The sequence below is a fragment of the uncultured Ruminococcus sp. genome (assembly GCF_934476685.1).
Taxonomy (GTDB): Bacteria; Bacillota; Clostridia; order Oscillospirales; family Ruminococcaceae; genus Hominimerdicola.
Window position 1 is genome coordinate 1 of sequence record NZ_CAKSNX010000019.1, and the last position, 17,487, is coordinate 17,487.

General features: G+C 36.8%; 17 protein-coding genes. All 17 read left to right on the plus strand.

The genetic code is table 11. The features are described 5' to 3' along the window. Positions 1 to 399: 399 nt before the first annotated feature. The gene (locus tag Q0E19_RS11000; protein ID WP_294409580.1) at positions 400 to 1,518 is read left to right on the plus strand and encodes an iron-containing alcohol dehydrogenase family protein; all 1,119 of its coding nucleotides are present in this window, start codon (positions 400 to 402) and stop codon (positions 1,516 to 1,518) included. Positions 1,519 to 1,717: 199 nt separating this feature from the next. Further along, positions 1,718 to 2,341, plus strand: coding sequence for an N-acetyltransferase (locus tag Q0E19_RS11005; RefSeq protein ID WP_294409581.1), 624 nt, complete (start codon positions 1,718 to 1,720; stop codon positions 2,339 to 2,341). Positions 2,342 to 2,538: 197 nt separating this feature from the next. Further along, a complete protein-coding gene (locus Q0E19_RS11010; protein ID WP_294409582.1) occupies positions 2,539 to 2,838 on the plus strand; it encodes a hypothetical protein in 300 nt (99 codons plus the stop codon). Then, complete coding sequence (locus tag Q0E19_RS11015) at positions 2,832 to 3,542, plus strand: hypothetical protein (RefSeq protein WP_294409583.1); 711 nt, start codon at positions 2,832 to 2,834, stop codon at positions 3,540 to 3,542. Before Q0E19_RS11010 ends, Q0E19_RS11015 begins: the two co-directional genes overlap by 7 nt. A 580-nt stretch (positions 3,543 to 4,122) precedes the next feature. Then, on the plus strand, positions 4,123 to 4,797 hold the full coding sequence (locus tag Q0E19_RS11020) for a sugar transferase (protein ID WP_294409584.1): 675 nt from the start codon (positions 4,123 to 4,125) through the stop codon (positions 4,795 to 4,797). A gap of 30 nt (positions 4,798 to 4,827) precedes the next feature. Beyond that, positions 4,828 to 5,832: an NAD(P)-dependent oxidoreductase gene (locus Q0E19_RS11025; RefSeq protein WP_294409585.1), complete on the plus strand. Its 1,005-nt coding sequence runs from the start codon at positions 4,828 to 4,830 to the stop codon at positions 5,830 to 5,832. A gap of 21 nt (positions 5,833 to 5,853) precedes the next feature. Further along, a complete protein-coding gene (locus Q0E19_RS11030) occupies positions 5,854 to 6,615 on the plus strand; it encodes a glycosyltransferase family 2 protein (RefSeq protein WP_294409586.1) in 762 nt (253 codons plus the stop codon). A 15-nt stretch (positions 6,616 to 6,630) separates the two neighbouring features. Beyond that, the gene (locus Q0E19_RS11035) at positions 6,631 to 7,218 is read left to right on the plus strand and encodes an acyltransferase (protein WP_294409587.1); all 588 of its coding nucleotides are present in this window, start codon (positions 6,631 to 6,633) and stop codon (positions 7,216 to 7,218) included. Next, entirely contained in the window at positions 7,215 to 8,441 is a 1,227-nt protein-coding gene (locus Q0E19_RS11040) for a glycosyltransferase (RefSeq protein ID WP_294409588.1), read from the plus strand. Before Q0E19_RS11035 ends, Q0E19_RS11040 begins: the two co-directional genes overlap by 4 nt. 42 nt (positions 8,442 to 8,483) lie before the next feature. Next, on the plus strand, positions 8,484 to 9,419 hold the full coding sequence (locus Q0E19_RS11045) for a glycosyltransferase (protein ID WP_294409589.1): 936 nt from the start codon (positions 8,484 to 8,486) through the stop codon (positions 9,417 to 9,419). 6 nt (positions 9,420 to 9,425) lie between these two features. Then, positions 9,426 to 10,553, plus strand: a complete 1,128-nt coding sequence (locus Q0E19_RS11050) for an EpsG family protein (protein ID WP_294409590.1) — start codon at positions 9,426 to 9,428, stop codon at positions 10,551 to 10,553. A gap of 180 nt (positions 10,554 to 10,733) precedes the next feature. Next, complete coding sequence (locus tag Q0E19_RS11055) at positions 10,734 to 11,573, plus strand: LicD family protein (RefSeq protein ID WP_294409592.1); 840 nt, start codon at positions 10,734 to 10,736, stop codon at positions 11,571 to 11,573. Positions 11,574 to 11,590: 17 nt separating this feature from the next. Beyond that, positions 11,591 to 12,028: an adenylyltransferase/cytidyltransferase family protein gene (locus Q0E19_RS11060; protein ID WP_294409593.1), complete on the plus strand. Its 438-nt coding sequence runs from the start codon at positions 11,591 to 11,593 to the stop codon at positions 12,026 to 12,028. Between the two features lie 99 nt (positions 12,029 to 12,127). Further along, on the plus strand, positions 12,128 to 13,582 hold the full coding sequence (locus tag Q0E19_RS11065; RefSeq protein ID WP_294409595.1) for a flippase: 1,455 nt from the start codon (positions 12,128 to 12,130) through the stop codon (positions 13,580 to 13,582). 309 nt (positions 13,583 to 13,891) lie between these two features. Continuing rightward, positions 13,892 to 15,064, plus strand: coding sequence for a Coenzyme F420 hydrogenase/dehydrogenase, beta subunit C-terminal domain (locus Q0E19_RS11070; RefSeq protein WP_294409596.1), 1,173 nt, complete (start codon positions 13,892 to 13,894; stop codon positions 15,062 to 15,064). 392 nt (positions 15,065 to 15,456) lie between these two features. Then, the gene (locus tag Q0E19_RS11075; RefSeq protein WP_294409598.1) at positions 15,457 to 16,422 is read left to right on the plus strand and encodes an IS5 family transposase; all 966 of its coding nucleotides are present in this window, start codon (positions 15,457 to 15,459) and stop codon (positions 16,420 to 16,422) included. A 631-nt stretch (positions 16,423 to 17,053) separates the two neighbouring features. Further along, on the plus strand, positions 17,054 to 17,257 hold the full coding sequence (locus tag Q0E19_RS11080; protein ID WP_294409597.1) for an alpha/beta-type small acid-soluble spore protein: 204 nt from the start codon (positions 17,054 to 17,056) through the stop codon (positions 17,255 to 17,257). Positions 17,258 to 17,487: the final 230 nt, after the last annotated feature.

The window sequence follows — 17,487 nt, forward strand, 5'->3', positions numbered from 1 at the left end:
TGCCATTTTATTTTCCTCCTTTTTTTCTATTATACCACGGCTAAATGTTTTCTGTCTAATTTATTATAGACGATACACGGCGTGAAGTACTACGGTTCGTGGTCGGGTGTGAAGTCGGTAAAGACTAAGTGACCGCATAGAAAACACAAATAAATAATGCTAGATCACTACTGAATAATTGACCGCCTAAATCCTGCATTTATAAAAATCGACCCTCTCGTCCATTTAGGCGTGAGGGTCTTTCTATGCCCGTTTTAGCTGTAGATACCTCATCTCTTAAAAATATTAACAAAATCTCAAAAAAATATAAACAGATCATTCCTTATATAGTAGTATTATTAAACTATATAGACAAAATGACCGTGCGTCACGCTGTCGGAAATAATGGAGGAGAAGAATATGACATACAACGAATTTTTGCCAAGCTACTCTATCGGCGACGACTGTTACAAAGAGATACCATATGTTACCCGACGTTATGGAAAAAAGGCTGTCGTTATCGGAGGAAAGACCGCTATGGAAAAGGCTAAGCCCGAACTGCTTGCGGCGCTGAAAGGCTCTGATATCGAGCTTGCCGACTTTATTTGGTACGGCGGCGACTCGAATTATGAGAACATTGAAATGCTCAAGGCTATGCCCGAAGTGCAGAATGCGGATATGGTTTTCGGCGTTGGCGGCGGACGCGCAGTCGATACTGTAAAGACCCTCTGCGACCGCATGGACAAGCCGTTTTTCACTTTTCCGACCCTTGCTTCAAACTGCGCTTCATGCACAGCTATCTCGGTAATTTACAACGCCGACGGAACTTTTAAAGAATACGCTTACCTAAAAGCGCCCGCTCTGCACACTTTTATCAACACAAAGATAATCGCAGAGTCGCCCGAAAAGCTTTTCTGGGCAGGTATCGGCGACGCTCTCAGCAAGGAATATGAAGTTGTTTTTGCCTGCCGCGATAAAGATATGATACACACCCCGCTGCTTGGCAAGGTGCTTGCTGCCGCCTGCACAGAGCCGCTTATCTCTTACGGAAAGAAAGCGCTGGAGGATTGCAGTAATAACCTTTCATCAAAAGACATCGAGCAGGTGGCGCTTGATATAATAATCACAGCGGGCCTTGTTTCAAACTTTACCGTTCATCAGAACAACCCCGACCCGAAGGACGATTACTATTACAATTCCTCGCTTGCGCACTGCGTATATTACGGCGCGTCGCTTTTCCCTAAGTGCGAGCATGCTCATCTTCATGGCGAGATAGTTTCATTCGGCGTGCTTTGCCTGCTTACCTATGACGGACAGCTTGAAGAGCGCAAGCGCATATTTGAATTTAATCACAGCATTGGTCTGCCATGCACTTTGGGCGAGATAGATCTTGCAGAAGATGACGTTGCGGCTATCGCACACAAGGCGGCAAGCGTGGTCGAATGGACTTATGTTCCGGGCGAACCGACTGAGGAGAAGTTTGTCAAGGCGATACTTGATACCGACAAGGCAGGAAGAGAATTTCTTGCGAAAGCGTGATACCGGCAGAACAGTTAGCGTATAATTAAACAAGCTGACAGAGCCTAACGGCTTTATCATAAAATTTTTGAATAGGAGAGTGCTTTTTGAACAAGTACAACACACCGGAGATTGCAGCGTAACCGGGAGGTTTACGGCAGTCTTTCAAACCTCCCGCTGAGAAGCAGTTGAGTATAACAACCATTCAGGAGGTAAAACAATGAATAAAAATATCGTGATACGTTTGGAGAAAAAGGAAGAACGCCATGAGGTCGAGAACCTAGTCAGGGAAAGCTTTTGGAACGTCTATCGTCCGGGCTGTCTGGAACATTTTGTGCTTCATGAGCTGAGGAACGACGCGGATTTTGTGCCGCAGCTTGATCTTGTAATGCTGCTTGACGGCAGGATAATAGGGCAGAACGTGTTCGTGCGTGCGGCGATAAAGTCGGACAGCGGCGAAGATCTGCCGATTATGACGATGGGGCCTATCTGCATAGCGCCCGAGTTCAAGCGGCAGGGCTACGGAAAGATACTGCTCGACTATTCCCTCGAAAGGGCGAAAGAAATGGGCTGCGGAGCGGTGTGCTTTGAGGGCAGCATCGGCTTTTACGGCAAAAGCGGCTTCACATATGCAAGCGAATACGGCATAAGATACCACGGCTTGCCCGAGGGTGCGGATCAGTCATTTTTCCTCTGCAAAGAGCTTGCCGCAGGCTATCTTGAAGGCGCGACGGGCGAATACTCAACGCCCGCAGGCTATTTCGTTGACGAGGCGGCGGCTGAGGAGTTTGACAAGCAGTTTCCGCCGAAAGAAAAGCTAAAGCTCGATGGGCAGATATTCTGAACTAAAACGATAAAATGACAAAGGCTCTCTGCCAGATGCGGCGGAGAGCCTTTTTTGCTGTGCGATCGACATTTCAGCGTGAGCGTGATCTGTTTGATCTGTTCAAGGCGGGGTGACTGTTCGGCTGTTTTTTATTGACTGAAAGGCGTGAAATGTGTTATAATTATGACAGAGAAAATGTCCGCGGAGGGATAAATATGCTGAATTACCGAAAAATAGAGCCTGCCGATGACAAGGCGCTTGCAGAGCTTATACGCACAAATTTGGAGTACTACCATCTTGACATTGCGGGTACGGTGTATTTTGACCCCGAGCTTGACCATCTCAGTGATTTTTACAATGCTATCTCCGAAAAAGCATTTTATAATTTTAGGCATACTGCACCTGATTGGTATGAGGATCGTTTATTTGATGATGATAAACAGATTGCACAGGACAACATCAACACTTTAAAATCTATTTATGACAATAATAATTTAGGAGTGATATATTGTTAAAGGCTGGAGAAAGACTACTTCGAAATTTAGCTAAGCAAGAATATAAAATTGGTGCTCTAAAGACAGTCATTGTTGTTTCGGTTATATTGAGTGTAATATCCGGTATAATTTTCGCTGTTATGCTAATAAAAATGAATGTTGAAGGAGTTGATAGTTTAAAGTATGTGATATACTTGATAGTAATTGATTTAATATTTAGTTTTTTACTTTATTTTTCTTGTACAGTAATAGTAATATCATTTATACAAACTCTATTACCACGAAATGTGCTAACTAAAATAATATGTTTTATCTTATCCGTAATCGTCTTTTTATGCTTTTCACAATCTTACCAGAAAATCTATGCTGAAAATACGGCTGATTCTAAAGGTTCATTTAGCTTTAGCGCAGATTTAAAATTTATACAAAAATATTTTGAATATCCTGATGATACTATTGAACAGGCAGAATATTATATGTATGTTTCAAACTGTAGATATTCAACATCAATTTGTTTTGTAAATATGGATTTTACTGATATTAAAAGTGGAAACAATGTTGAACTCGTTATGCCTAAAATTTTTCAAACGTTAATACGTGATTGGAAGCGAAAAGCTGATAAAGATTTTATAAAATTAGATATTTGTGTATATCAAAATAGTCGTGTGGTGACATCATATGATTATTCTGTAATTTCTAAAGAAGAAATTGCAGAATATGAATAAGTATTTAGTCTCCGCCAAATAACCTCCCAACCTACCCAGCAACACCCAATAGACTAAACTAGAAGTAACAAAAAGTCTAATTGGAGTTGACAATCCACATCGGTGGTGCATGGGGGAATGAACAGGTTTTATTTGAAGAAGTTGTAAGGACTGACTATATTAAGGTATAGCGGCAGAACACGTCAATAAGTATAATTGAGCAAAGCTGCTGTCTGAAAGCAAAGATGGCAGCTTTTATTGATGTAACAATATCGTTTGTATGTGCGCAAAATCGGTCAGAACAGTTTAAAACAGTGCAATACGATAATATGTTCGGGTGTAAAATCTCTAAATTCTAAAGTTGACCGGTGCGCAGTTTCGTCAGATTTAATGAATTCCATAAATTGATTACTTTATTGCACTAAAGCCGTTGACAGATTGACGTTAAAATGGTATAATGGTTAATGAAATATTTTTGAATTATTTGTGAGTATTAGGTTGATAAATGGTGAGAAATGTTAACATATATGAGGACGAACGCAAATAATAAGGATGTTTTCATTATAGTTTGTAAAAAATGAATTATTAGGTGGTGAAACAAATGAATGGGATTGCTGAATTGGAGTATGAACTAGAACAAATCAATACCTGTAAAAAACGCAGATCGTATCTTTTTGTAAAACGAGCAATTGATATTATTTGTTCTTTATTTGCAATTATTCTTTTGTCACCTATATATTTGATCATTGCTTTAGCGGTGTACATAAGTGATCCCGGTAAGGTATTATATGGTCAAACCCGTGTAGGAAAGAATGGAGTTACTTTTTCTATGTGGAAGTTCAGAAGTATGTATATCGGTTCGGACAAAATGATCGACAAACTTTCACCTGAACAAATCCAGCAGTATAAAACTGAATTTAAAATTGATAATGACCCTCGAATCACTAAGGTTGGAAAAATAATACGAAAATTGAGCTTAGATGAACTTCCTCAGTTTGTTAATGTTCTCAAAGGAGAAATGAGCCTTGTTGGTCCAAGGCCAATAATAGAATCTGAAATAAAAACGTATTATTCAAAAAGTTATAAGAAGCTGCTTTCTGTTAAGCCTGGTGTTACTGGATATTGGCAGGCTTATGCACGAAATAATGCAACCTATCAGTCTGGTGAACGTCAAAGAATGGAGATGTATTATATTGATAATGCATCTTTGTTACTGGATATAAAAATTCTCTTTCAAACTGTAATATCTGTGTTAAAAAAGAATGGAGCACAGTAAATTAATTAACTATGATTAAGGAGTAGATATATGAACTACATCATTTTTGGCGGTTCCGGTTTTATTGGTACACATTTGATTCACCTTTTAACGAACGAATGTGTGCAGCTTGGTGATAAAATATATGATCTTGACATTGTAATGCCTGGAGAAGAAGGTGTCGTTCCTGGTGTTGTTGAGAAAAACGAAGGTGTAGATTACATCCGTCTTGATGTGCGTAAGCCAATTGATTTTAAATTCAATCCAACAAAAGATGACATTATTTTCAACCTTGCAGCAGTTCATCGTACTCCTGGTCATCCAGATCATGCTTATTTTGAAACAAACATACGTGGAGCAGAAAATGTTACAGACTTTGCTGAGAAATATGGTATAAATAAAATTCTTTTCACAAGTTCTATTGCTCCATATGGTGCTGCCGAGGAACTTAAAACCGAAGAAACACTTCCTACACCGAATACTCCTTATGGTATAAGCAAGCTGGTTGCAGAAAAGATACATGAGAAGTGGCAGGCAAAAGATAATGATAGGGAACTCACTATTGTTCGCCCAGGTATTGTTTATGGCAAGGGTGAGCATGGAAATATGACTCGTTTATACAGCGGTCAGAAAAAGAGATACTTTTTCTACGCAGGAAGAAAAGATACAGTAAAAGCTTGCATATATGTTAAAGAGCTTGTTAAATTCTTTAAGTATCGTATGATAGATAATGATTTCAAGGGAACGGATGTATTCAATTGTACATTTGAACCTGCGTACAATATTGAGCAGATCTGTACAACTATGCAGAAAGCAACGGGAATGAAAAGACACATCCCTCTTATTCCAGGTGGATTACTTATGACTGCCGCAACTATTCTCGGTCCTATTGGTGGTAAAAAGGTAGGCATACATCCAGCGAGAGTTAAGAAATTGATGATAAGTACAAATATCTGCGGAAAGAAATTAGCAAACTGTGGATATAAATTTCATTACAGCTTTGAGGATACTTTCAAGGACTGGTTTGAAGATTGCGATAAGGAAGGTTTGTTTTAACAATAAGGGGGTGCATTTTTTGTGGGATTAAAATTTTCAGTAGTTACTGTTGTTTATAATGCTGAAGCGGCAATTAGCAAGACGATGGAATCTGTTTTAGCACAGACATATAAACCATATGAATACATAATTATTGATGGTAAATCGACAGATAATAGCTTGCAGATCATTTCTCAATTTAAAAGCAAATTTGAGGAAAAAGGCATTGAATTAAAAATTATAAGTGAGAAGGATACTGGCATTTACAATGCAATGAATAAAGGAATAAAGTATGCTGCGGGAGATTTTATCTCTTTTTTAAATGCCGGAGATTGGTATGAAAAAGATGCTTTGCAGAACATTAATGCACTCTATCAAAAAGAATCATTTGATTTGACCTATGGTGGGCTTCATTACATAAATCCAAATGGAACGATTACAAATAAAATGTCTAAGGATGATTCAAAGGGAATTGTTACAAGCAGACATTGGAACCATCCAAGTATGTTTTTAAAAACAGAACTCTATAAAAAGTATGGTTTTAATGAGAAGTTTAGAGCATATGCTGACTTTGATCTGTATTTAAAAATGAGAAAAAAAGGTGTTAAGATTTGTGTGTCAGATAATATAATCACAAATTTTGTTGCAGACGGAGTAAGCACGAATACGAATATGAAAAAGGTGCTTGGACGTGCTAAAGAAAAATATAGGGCTTATCGAGGGAATGGATATTCTGCACTTTACTGGTTTGAGTCTTATGGCTGGGAAGTATTTAAGGCTATTTATTTTTCTATCAGAAGTTGAATTGGGAGATAAGTTATGAACAGCAATTGGTTTAAAGTGCTGATGAAAATGACTAAGGTGAAGTATGGGGATAGTCTATTGCTTAAAGGTGTTCCTATAATTTTTAATAAAAAAGGTGCAACTCTGAAGATAGGTAAGAATGTGAGTATTAATAGCGGTTTCCTTAGCAATCTGGTTGGATTATATTCCAGAACAATAATTGTTACTCGTTCGTCGGAAGCTGTCATTGTAATTGGTGACCACGTAGGTATTTCCGGTGCAACTATATACGCAAGGAAAGGTATCTACATTGGTGACGATACATCAATTGGTGGTAATACAAAAATTATAGATAATGATTTTCATCCTATTGATCCGGAACAGAGGCTACAGCAAATGCATTCAGAGCATCCTGGAGAAATGGCTGATTTGATTCCAACAAAAGAAATCCATATTGGCAAGAATTGTTTTATTGGCTGCAATAGCATTATTCTTAAAGGTACTGTGCTTGGGGATAACTGTGTTGTTGGAGCTGGTGCTGTGGTAAGCGGCAAGTTTGAGGGTAACTGTGTAATTGCTGGAAACCCGGCAAGAGTAATAAAAATACTGGAGGACAGTATATGAAGAAGTATCTGTGGATTGGTAACTATGAAGATGTAAAAAAAGTAGCCGAAATGTCAAAGAAAGGCTATAAATCTTCGTCTTCACAAGTATCTCAGCAAAATCTGATTTTTGGACTGGAGCAGACGAGGGACTGTACCTTTGACATTATCAGTGGAAGTGTTCTTCCACCATATCCGAACTACAGACAATTATTCATTCATTCCTATTCTTGGAGTCATAAGCATGGTGCCAATGATACTAGTGTCGGCTACTTTAATGGTAAATATATAAACAGAATTTCATGTCAGCACTCCATGGAGGTGGAAGCGGATAAATGGGCAGATGCACATTGTTCGGATGGATCTGAGGTGATTGTAATAGCATATTCTATGCGTTCTCCTATTATGTCTGCTGCTTGTCGAATTAAGCAGAAAATACCTTCTGCAAAGTTGTTCCTCATTATAACCGACTTGCCTGAATTCATGGATCTTGCTCCTAGCATCGTAAAAAAAACGCTTAAAAGGATAGATAGTCTACAGCAAAAAAAATATATGAATGCTTTTGATGGATTTATTTTGTATGCTGAAAAAATGGCACAGTATCTGAATATCCAGGAAAAGCCTTGGCTTTTGATGGAAGGGTCGTTGTCGGCTGAAGAGTGTGAACGTGCTAAAAATGTACAGATCAAGCAAAATAATCACAATATTATCATCATGTATTCTGGTACAATTTCAAAAAAGTATGGAATTCCAGAGTTGCTGAAGGCATTTCGTCTTATCCCTAATGAGGATTGTCAACTATGGTTGACAGGAAGTGGGGATGCAGATGTACTTGTCCGTGATGCTGCACAAAAGGATCCGCGTATAATACACTATGGTTTTTTGAAGTCGCGTCAGGAACTTTTAGCTTTACAGGAGAAGGCAACTATGTTTGTCTCCATGAGAATGCCTACAGAAAAAGCATCTAATTACTGCTTTCCTTCCAAACTGTTTGAATATATGATTACCGGAAAACCAGTGTTGTCCTTTCGCATTGGAGGTATTCCAAAAGAATACTGGAAATATTTGATAGAAATGAAATCACCAGAACCTGCTGATATTTGTAGTGCAATTAATCAGGTTCTATCTATGAATGATACGGAGCGGTTGAACTTTGGAAGTACTGCAAAACAGTTTATTACACATAAAAAGAACAATATCGCACAGTCAGAAAATATATGGCATTTTATTGATGCTAATGGATAGTAAAGTACAGAAGCGGTCTTGCGAGAGCATAAAGGAGGAAATATGGCCTCATATTCTATTGTAATATGTACATATAATGGACAAAAGACTATATCACAAGCAATAGATGCAATACTTGCACTGCATCTATACAATACACACGTTAAAGAGGTACTGATTGTTGATAATGCTTCAACAGACAATACAAAGAAAATCATTGAAGATTATATCAGAAAGAATTCTAAAATTAAATACATTTACGAATCGAAACCTGGATTGTCACATGCGAGAAGACGGGCAGTTGAAGCCAATGGGGATTGGGTGATTTATGTTGACGATGACAATATTCTTGATCAGCATTGGTTAGATGTGCTTGAGAAGGTTATTGTCGCTCACCCCGATGTGGGCGTAATTAATGGAGCAGTTATTGCAGTTCCGACTGATGTGCTGTCTTTAGAAGAGGAATGCCGGCTTTCTCTTATGTATCGTAATCTGGCTTGTACACATATTGGATCCATTGATTATCCTGCCAAAGAAAATAAAAACCCTATGGGGGCGGGAATGTGCATTCCTACCCATGTTTTGCGGGAAATATCACAGGAAGGCTGGCTTGATCTTTTGGGACGAACAGGAGAAAATCTATCTTCCGGAGAGGATACGGAGTTATGCAACAAAGTGTTCGGTAAGGGATACACATATATCTGTGATTACCGGATGCGGATGCAACATTTGATTCCTAAAAGCAGGCTGTCACAGAAAAACGTTGATCGATTGTTGGAAGGACTTATTACAAGTCGTTATCAGTTAATTAGTTCTCAAAGATATTATTTATTGAAACGAATTGCAAGAGGGGTAAAATACGTTTTGGTGTATCTTTGCGCGTGTTTTCCAACCAAAGATAATTGGAAAAACGAATGCCGAAGAGAAAAAAAAGTTGTTAGCAAAGTCTTTATTAAGTGTTTGACGAATGATAAGCTTTTCTGTAGAAAATTTGGGTGATGTGCAATGATACAGCTTACGGAAATTGGCAGCTATATTTTCTATACCTGTATGGCGTTATGTTCGCTGCTGTTTATGTGGTTAGCGGAACATAGTAAGAAAAACGAAAAAATTTTTTTGCTATTGAGTTTTTTGGTTATCGCAATTCCAAGTGTTTTTCGCTATCGAACTGGTATTGATTACAATGGATATATAGAAGTATATAATAAGTATGTACAATTGGGAAGCATTGCAGTGACGCGAAAATGGTATACGGTAGAACCGACTTTTTTGTTGCTGTGTGCTTTATCACATAAACTTACAGGAACTCCTATAGTTGCGTTTGGCTTTTATTCGGTAGCAACGGCAGGATTTATGATTAGCGGAATATGGTACTTTCGTAAGTATGCTAAGCCTACGGTATCACTTTTGATGTATTTGGGTATTTACTATTTTCATTCCTACAACATATTCCGCCAGATGCTTGCTATTGCAATAGTTTTTTGGGGAATAAGATATATTATTGAAAGAAAACCAGTTTGTTATTTTCTTGTGGTTGGAGTTGCAGTTTTGTTTCACTCCACTGCAATTCTTGCAGTAATTTTGTATTGGTATGGTACGAAAAAAAGTACAGCAGGAAAGTTTCTTCGAGTTTTTAACTATTTAGGTCCGATTTTAATTACTGTATTGCTCCCCATTATGATTAATCTTCTTTTGAAACTACCAGTGCTTGCCAGATATGCAAAAGCATATGGTGAAGTTAAAACATTGCACATCGGATTAGGATATATAATAGATATTGTAGGAGTAATTCTATTTTTCTACGCTTTAAAAAAACGAAATCTATGCAGCGAAAAGAAGAAAATAGATTATTCTTTTGATTTAGACTATTTTTGGAAACAAATCATTGTATTGGGAGTAATCTTAGATCTTCTTCAATATAATACAGGGGGCTATATTGGAAGAATATCTCTGTATTTTACAGTGCCCACTCTTATTCCATATGCATCACTTTATTGTAAGAAGCGTACTAGAAAGCTGACGTTTTATATTGAAGAGGTATATCCTATTTGTGTACCAATTATTCTATTTGCGAAATCAATACTGACAAATGCACAGGAACAAATACCATATATCGCAAAGTGGTTATTTTAATGTAGTATATGTTTATTGTTGTCCTGCATAAGAGAACAATCATTAGATAATTGGGATTTGTATAAATAAAGAAATGCATATTTTGTTTTTTATACGTGGTATAGCATTTTGAATTGGCAGTGTTATTAAAGCTTGATTATATTTGAGGATACTCTTCGCTACAAGGAGGAAAGTTAAATCGTGAGTGATTACTTAGAAAAGTTACACAAAGAAATATATGAAATAATACAACGCATAGATAAAGTTTGTAATGATAATGGATTGAGATACTACCTAATTGGCGGAACATTGTTGGGAGCAGTGCGACATGGTGGATTTATTCCGTGGGATGATGACTTGGATATTGCTATGCCGAGAGCGGATTTTCAGCGTTTTATTGCAATTGCGGCACGAGAACTTGGTAGTGAGTATCATTTGTCTTGGATTACGACAGATCCGCAATACTTTTTACGTTTTGCAAAGGTGTGTAAAAATAATACAAGTTTTGTCGAGAATTTAGGTAGAGGATCATATTCAGATTTCGGTATTTTTGTGGATATTTTTCCGTTAGATGTTACTAATGGCTATAATAAAAAGATAGAATATAGAAGAGCTATTTCAAAGAAGCTTGAGATTGCAATGCATTTGAGAAGAGAGAATGTTCATGATATAAAACATCTGCTTGCAAAAATAGTTCCTAATCCAGTTCTTCATTATATATCTACAGCAGTTATGAGAAGTAAATCTTCAAAATCAGGGTCATATTACTCAAATTTTGGGTCCCAGTATGCTATAAAGAAGCAAACTATGCCAATAAGTTGGTTTGCTGAAGGCATATGTATCCAGTTTGAAGATGGTGAGTTTTCTGCGCCAAAAGAGTATCAGAGGGTATTAGAATCGATATTTGGTCCTAATTATATGCAACTTCCGCCGAAGAATTCGAGGAGAACGCATTATCCTCAAAAAGTTGTATTCAGTGATGGAGAAGTAATGCTTTTTAAAACACCGGATAAAAAAGTAAGTGTGGAAGATAATACTTGATTAGGAGTGGCGGAATTATGAAAGAATATAAGATTGGCTATACGACAGGAGTGTTTGATATGTTTCATATTGGACACTTAAATATCTTGAAAAGGGCAAAGGAGCAGTGTGATTATCTTATTGTTGGAGTTAGTACGGATGAGGTTGTAAGCAGTTATAAGCATAAGAAACCAATCATTCCCTTTCAGGAACGCATTGCTATAGTTGGCGAACTTAAGTGTGTAGATAAGGTAGTGCCGCAAACGAGCATGGATAAAATGGAGGCATGGGAAAAGTATCATTTTAATGTACTTTTTCATGGTTCAGACTGGAAGGGGAGCGATATGTATAATAAGATGGTAGAGCAATTAAAAAAAGTAGATGTAGACGTTGTCTTTCTGCCTCATACGGAAGGAATATCGTCAACGTTGCTGTCAGAGGTATTACGAAAAATAAACGAAGATGATCGAAAATAAATTATAGATAGATGAGTGTTATGGATTCTAATTTTTCAAGAAAAAAGTCTTGAAATACTCTGATAAATATACTGAATTAAGGATGTGTAATCACAAAAAATGAAAAAAAAAAATGTAACGCTGAATTTTTTATATCAGTTTGCTTATCAGATACTTACAATTATTCTGCCATTGATAACAGCTCCATTTCTCTCTAGAAGATTAGGTGCTGAAAACACAGGTATATATTCGTATACCTATGTTGTAGTTAATTATTTTGTAATATTTGCTGCATTGGGTATTGATACATATGGTAATCGTACTATTGCATTGGCTAAAGAAAAGGGACAAGATGAGTTAAATTACACATTTTCATCTTTATATTATATGCATGTTCTCGTTGCATTTACGACTCTTATTCTTTATATAGTTTATGTTATATTCTTTAGTAATGAGTATAAGTCAATTGCATTATTGCAGATTTTTTTTGTAATTGGTACACTGTTTGATGTTAATTGGTTTTTTTTCGGTATTGAGGAATTTAAGATTACTGTAACAAGAAATCTTTTTGTGAAATTCCTTACAGTGTTGGCGATTTTTTTGTTTGTTCGGTCGACTCAGGATTTATGGAAATACACGATCATTATGTCCATCGGTTCTTTTGTGAGCCAGTCAATAGTATGGGCGTTCGTTCCCAAGTATACAAAGCTTGTTAAAGTTCGAGTTCATGATATCTTTGTGCATTTTAAGCCATTACTGATAATGTTTGTTGCTGTTATTGCAACAAGTTTGTATCGAATGATTGATAAACTTATGCTTGGTTGGACAGGAAATATGAGTGTTTTGGGTCAGTATGAATATGCCGATAGGATAATGAGAATGGCTACAACGATAATTACTGCTTTGGGGACGGTGATGCTTCCAAGAATGTCTTCACTGTATGCTTCGGGTGCAGAACAGAAAGCTCAAAAATACATTCATCTATCTACTAAATTTGTGTTTTTTATCTCATTTGCATTAGCATTTGGACTTGGTGCTATTTCAAAAGAATTTATGATTGTATTTCTGGGCAACGATTATGAGATGTCCGGTCAGTTGCTGTTAATTTTGGTGGCATCTATTCCAATTATGGGGTGGAATAATTTGGTCAGGACACAAATGCTGATTCCCAAGATGAAAGACAAAGCTTATACTAGGGCTGTTTGGGTAGGAGCTATTGTGAATGTAATACTAAATGGTGTGTTGATTTTCATAGTTGGAGCAAAGGGTGCAGCTTTTGCAACGGTTATATCATATGCAGTAGTCGGTATTTTTCAAACATATCCTATTCGAAAAGAATATCCACTTAAGAAGTATTTTTATGGTATATTAGGTCCATTCATAAGTGGTATTGCAATGTTTTTTGTTGTACGTTGTATTGGTAATAAAATGGGAATTAGTCTTTTGACTGTTTTTGTAGAAATATGCGTAGGTGCTGGATGCTACTTGTTGTTAAACGCTCTGTTTATGTACTATACAGACCGTGCGCTTGTGCGAAGTATTGTAAAAAAGCTAACACTTCATGGAAAGTCATAAAATACTAATAGAAAAATCGATCAGTAAGAATAAGTGGTTATCCATAAAAGCTACAATCATTTTTTCAATCTTATATTTGTTGTTAAAGTTATCTTTTTTAGTTGACACTAGTGTATGGAATGGATAACGTTGATAAGTACTATTTGAAACAATGTTTCAAGTTCATAATATGCAATTATGAAAATTAGGCAACATAATTGCTAGATAATCTAGTTGGATAAGGATCAATGTTGTTTCATATTGTAGTTTGTTGACAAATATAAGATATGACGAATTAACTTCAAAACCTGAAGAAAAGGAAGAAGTATAATGTATTTATTGAGTAGTGAAAAAAAGGAATGCTATGGTTGTAGAGCATGTGCGGAAGTATGTCCACAAAAATGCATTACAATCGTAGAAGATGAAGAACATTTTATTTATCCTTATGTTGAAAAGGATAAATGCAGAAAATGTCACTTATGTGAACGAGTGTGTCCAATAAATTATTCAAATGACAAAGCCGTTGATGACTTGGACAGGGAAGTTTGGGTCGGAGTGAGTAAATCAAATGAAGTGCGAATGAAGAGTTCTTCTGGAGGTGCATTTACTGCTATATATAGAAGTTTATTGGCTGAAAACTATAAAATTTTCGGAGTGCGCTGGGATAAAAATCTAAAAGTAATTCACGATGTTGCTACAACAGAAGAAGAATGTGAGAAATTTCGAAAATCTAAGTACGTTATGAGTAACACAAATGGTTGTTTTTCATCAATCGCAAAACTATTGATGAAAGGAGATAAAGTGTGCTTTACCGCATCTCCTTGTCAGTGTGCCGCACTTCAAGCTTTTTTACAGACAAAGCGAATTGATCAGGACAATCTGATTGTTATTGATCTTATTTGCCATGGAGCACCAAATCAGTATCTATTTGATAGATATATTACAGAAAAGATAGGAGATAAAGAGAAGGTGAAGAATTGCTCCTATCAGTTTAAAAACAAACTTCCGTATCGAGGATCTGTAAATTCAAGAACTGCTATTGTTAAGCGACAAGGCAGAAAAGATGAAATACTGACCATACAAAATGATCCATTTATAAAGGCATATTATGGTAGATTATTTTATAGACCGTCATGTGGTACATGTAAGTTTGCAAATTCTAATAGAGTTTCTGATATTACGCTGGGAGATGCTTGGCATATTGAAGAAGAATATCCAGAATGGGATCCTTTGGTAGGCGTATCATGTATTATTTTTAATACTTCTAAAGGGAAAGAACTTTTAGAAAAAATAAATAAACAAATGATATTGCGTAAGAAAGATGTAGAATGGGTTGTGCAAAATAATTTGCAATTCAATGTGCCAACAGAAATGCATAAGAATAGAAATTTATTTTTCAAACTTTTGGAATCAAAAAGCTTCAAAAAATCGGTAAACATTAGTATGAAGAAACCAATCATGCTAAGGGCTTTTCGAAAGATTCGGTCAATTTTGAGTGCTTAACGAAAATAAATACATTAGATTATTGTAGTGTATGAAATATTCGCTGTATATTGCTTAAGCACAATATTCCATAAAAGGTTAATTATTTGTGTGTGATGAAAAAGAAAAGTATTATTAAGAACGTGTCAAAAATAAATAATGATGAAGATTATGGTCAGTAGTTCTAAATGACGGAGAAATTTTAAAGTAAGTTATTTATATCCAGTGCTTTTTGAGTAGTAAGTGATAAAACTGAAATAACATAAACTCATATCAGTAAAAGATGATTATTATCTCGTTCAATATACCTGACAGTACATTACGCATTATCATCAAATCTTAATTAATTAAGGCAACACCGCACAATTGCAAAGCAGTGAAAAACATGGTATAATAGGAGTATGGAAACACAACTGAAACTGGCCATGATGAACGACGAGCTGGGACAGGCCAGAACCAGCAAAAAGGAATTTCTGGACAAAATTGAACGCATCATACCGTGGGATACATTCATAGGACTCATTGAGCCGTGCTATTACAAAGGAGAGCGTGGAAATAAACCGTATCCGCTGGAGCTGATGCTGAGAATCTTTCTGCTGCAAAATCTCTATGATCTTGCAGATATGCGCGTTATGACGGAAGTCATTGACAGCCGTGCGTTCTCTGAGTTTTGCGGAATCACATCGCCAAATGAAGTGCCGGATGGAGATACCATCGGCAGATTCAGAAATCTTCTTGAGAAAAACGGCATTCAGGAAAAGATCTTTGCAGAGGTTGTGAAGATTCTTGAAAAACGAAAACTCATTTTGAAAAAAGGAACCATTGTCGACTCAACCTTGATCGCAGCACCGTCTTACACAAAGAATCGAAAGAAGAAGCGAGATCCGGAAGCACATTCGACGAAAAAGGGCAAACAGTGGCATTTCGGATACAAGGGGCATATTGGCGTTGACGAAGAAAGCGGACTGGTGCACCATGTTAAGGTGACACCTGCAAATGATGCGGATGTCACGGCTGTTCCTGATCTGCTGTACGGAGAAGAAGACCGGGTAGGCGGCGATTCCGGATATCTCGGTGCTGACAAACGTGATGATGCCGTCAAAAAGAATAAAGCAGGCAAAAAAATCAAGTACAATATCAACCGCAGACCGTCATCTCTGAAAAAGCTCTCCCGCAGCGGGCAATATTATGCAAGAAAAAGGGAACATGAAAAATCATCCGTAAGATGCAAGGTGGAACATGTTTTTGCAATCGTTAAGCGATTATTCCGATATCGGAAAACACGATATCGAGGTCTGCGAAAACAGACTGCAAAACTGAATATCATGTTCGCGTTGGCGAATCTGTATCTGGCTGACAGGAAATCCCTGACGGCTTGATTCAGTGCGCCCTGCGGACGAAAATTGAACATATCTCTGCGCTTTCAGCTTTTGGGTTGGCTGCGTTTTTTCTTGATCACTATATATGCGGTGTTGCCTTAAGCTATTGACTGTAGTAAATGTAAAAAATCTTAGTAATTGCAATTTAGGGTTTGCATACAATATAATCATTGGGATATATATTTATTGTTCCAGTATGTAAGTAATTTTACAATTGATTTTGGCAACAGATATATTTGACATAAGTTTGAGAAACTAAAATTATAATCTTATCGTTCAAAATACAGCAAAACTTTTGAAAAAACTCTCAATTAAAGAAGTGTATTGGTTTTAAACATAGTGGCAAGAATAATTCTTTTATGCAGATAAAAGACCTGTCGTCTGGTAATAATCAAAATATCCTAAAATAATTTAATCATATAAAATTTTGTATAACTGTCCTGCTGACATTCTGATTTAGACGCAGGGCAGTTTTATTTTTATACAACCATAAGCTATCATAAAAACCCGCTGTCCTTAACTTCCACCCACACACATAACCAAAAAACGTTCTATAAATTACCTCTTATAAAACTGAGGCAGGGTCATATAATATTATGGCAAACCCAATAAAACGAAAAGGAGAACGATTATGAAAGGCATCACAACTCAGCAGGGAAGAGAGAACCTCGAAAGATTCAAGATGGAGGCAGCTAACGAAGTAGGCGTAAACCTTAAGCAGGGTTACAACGGCGATCTTACAGCTCGTGAGGTAGGTTCTGTCGGCGGTCAGATGGTCAAGAAGATGATCGACGCTTACAAGACAGCAGGAAGCAACAGCAACAACAATCAGTAACTTTTGCGGGATATCTTGTCCCGTAGATATCTGATAAACAGCTCCTCTTCTGCTATGCGGAAGGGGAGTTCGTTTACATAAATCGTTTTGCAGCCTTAGTATTTGTTCGCTTTTTCTGAACATACATTTTAATATATGCTGAATTTTTTCAGAAAATGTGAAAATTGCAATATAAAATGTCACCAAAGTTCAGAAGGGAGATTTAGTAAAAGTGACGCTTCAAAAGGTGA

Bases quoted from the DNA above. Each gene is read 5' to 3' on its own strand.
- Q0E19_RS11000 (WP_294409580.1), top strand. From the start codon at position 400: ATGACATACAACGAATTTTTGCCAAGCTACTCTATCGGCGACGACTGT.
- Q0E19_RS11005 (WP_294409581.1), top strand. From the start codon at position 1,718: ATGAATAAAAATATCGTGATACGTTTGGAGAAAAAGGAAGAACGCCAT.
- Q0E19_RS11010 (WP_294409582.1), top strand. From the start codon at position 2,539: ATGCTGAATTACCGAAAAATAGAGCCTGCCGATGACAAGGCGCTTGCA.
- Q0E19_RS11020 (WP_294409584.1), top strand. From the start codon at position 4,123: ATGAATGGGATTGCTGAATTGGAGTATGAACTAGAACAAATCAATACC.
- Q0E19_RS11025 (WP_294409585.1), top strand. From the start codon at position 4,828: ATGAACTACATCATTTTTGGCGGTTCCGGTTTTATTGGTACACATTTG.
- Q0E19_RS11035 (WP_294409587.1), top strand. From the start codon at position 6,631: ATGAACAGCAATTGGTTTAAAGTGCTGATGAAAATGACTAAGGTGAAG.
- Q0E19_RS11040 (WP_294409588.1), top strand. From the start codon at position 7,215: ATGAAGAAGTATCTGTGGATTGGTAACTATGAAGATGTAAAAAAAGTA.
- Q0E19_RS11045 (WP_294409589.1), top strand. From the start codon at position 8,484: ATGGCCTCATATTCTATTGTAATATGTACATATAATGGACAAAAGACT.
- Q0E19_RS11050 (WP_294409590.1), top strand. From the start codon at position 9,426: ATGATACAGCTTACGGAAATTGGCAGCTATATTTTCTATACCTGTATG.
- Q0E19_RS11060 (WP_294409593.1), top strand. From the start codon at position 11,591: ATGAAAGAATATAAGATTGGCTATACGACAGGAGTGTTTGATATGTTT.
- Q0E19_RS11065 (WP_294409595.1), top strand. From the start codon at position 12,128: ATGAAAAAAAAAAATGTAACGCTGAATTTTTTATATCAGTTTGCTTAT.
- Q0E19_RS11070 (WP_294409596.1), top strand. From the start codon at position 13,892: ATGTATTTATTGAGTAGTGAAAAAAAGGAATGCTATGGTTGTAGAGCA.
- Q0E19_RS11080 (WP_294409597.1), top strand. From the start codon at position 17,054: ATGAAAGGCATCACAACTCAGCAGGGAAGAGAGAACCTCGAAAGATTC.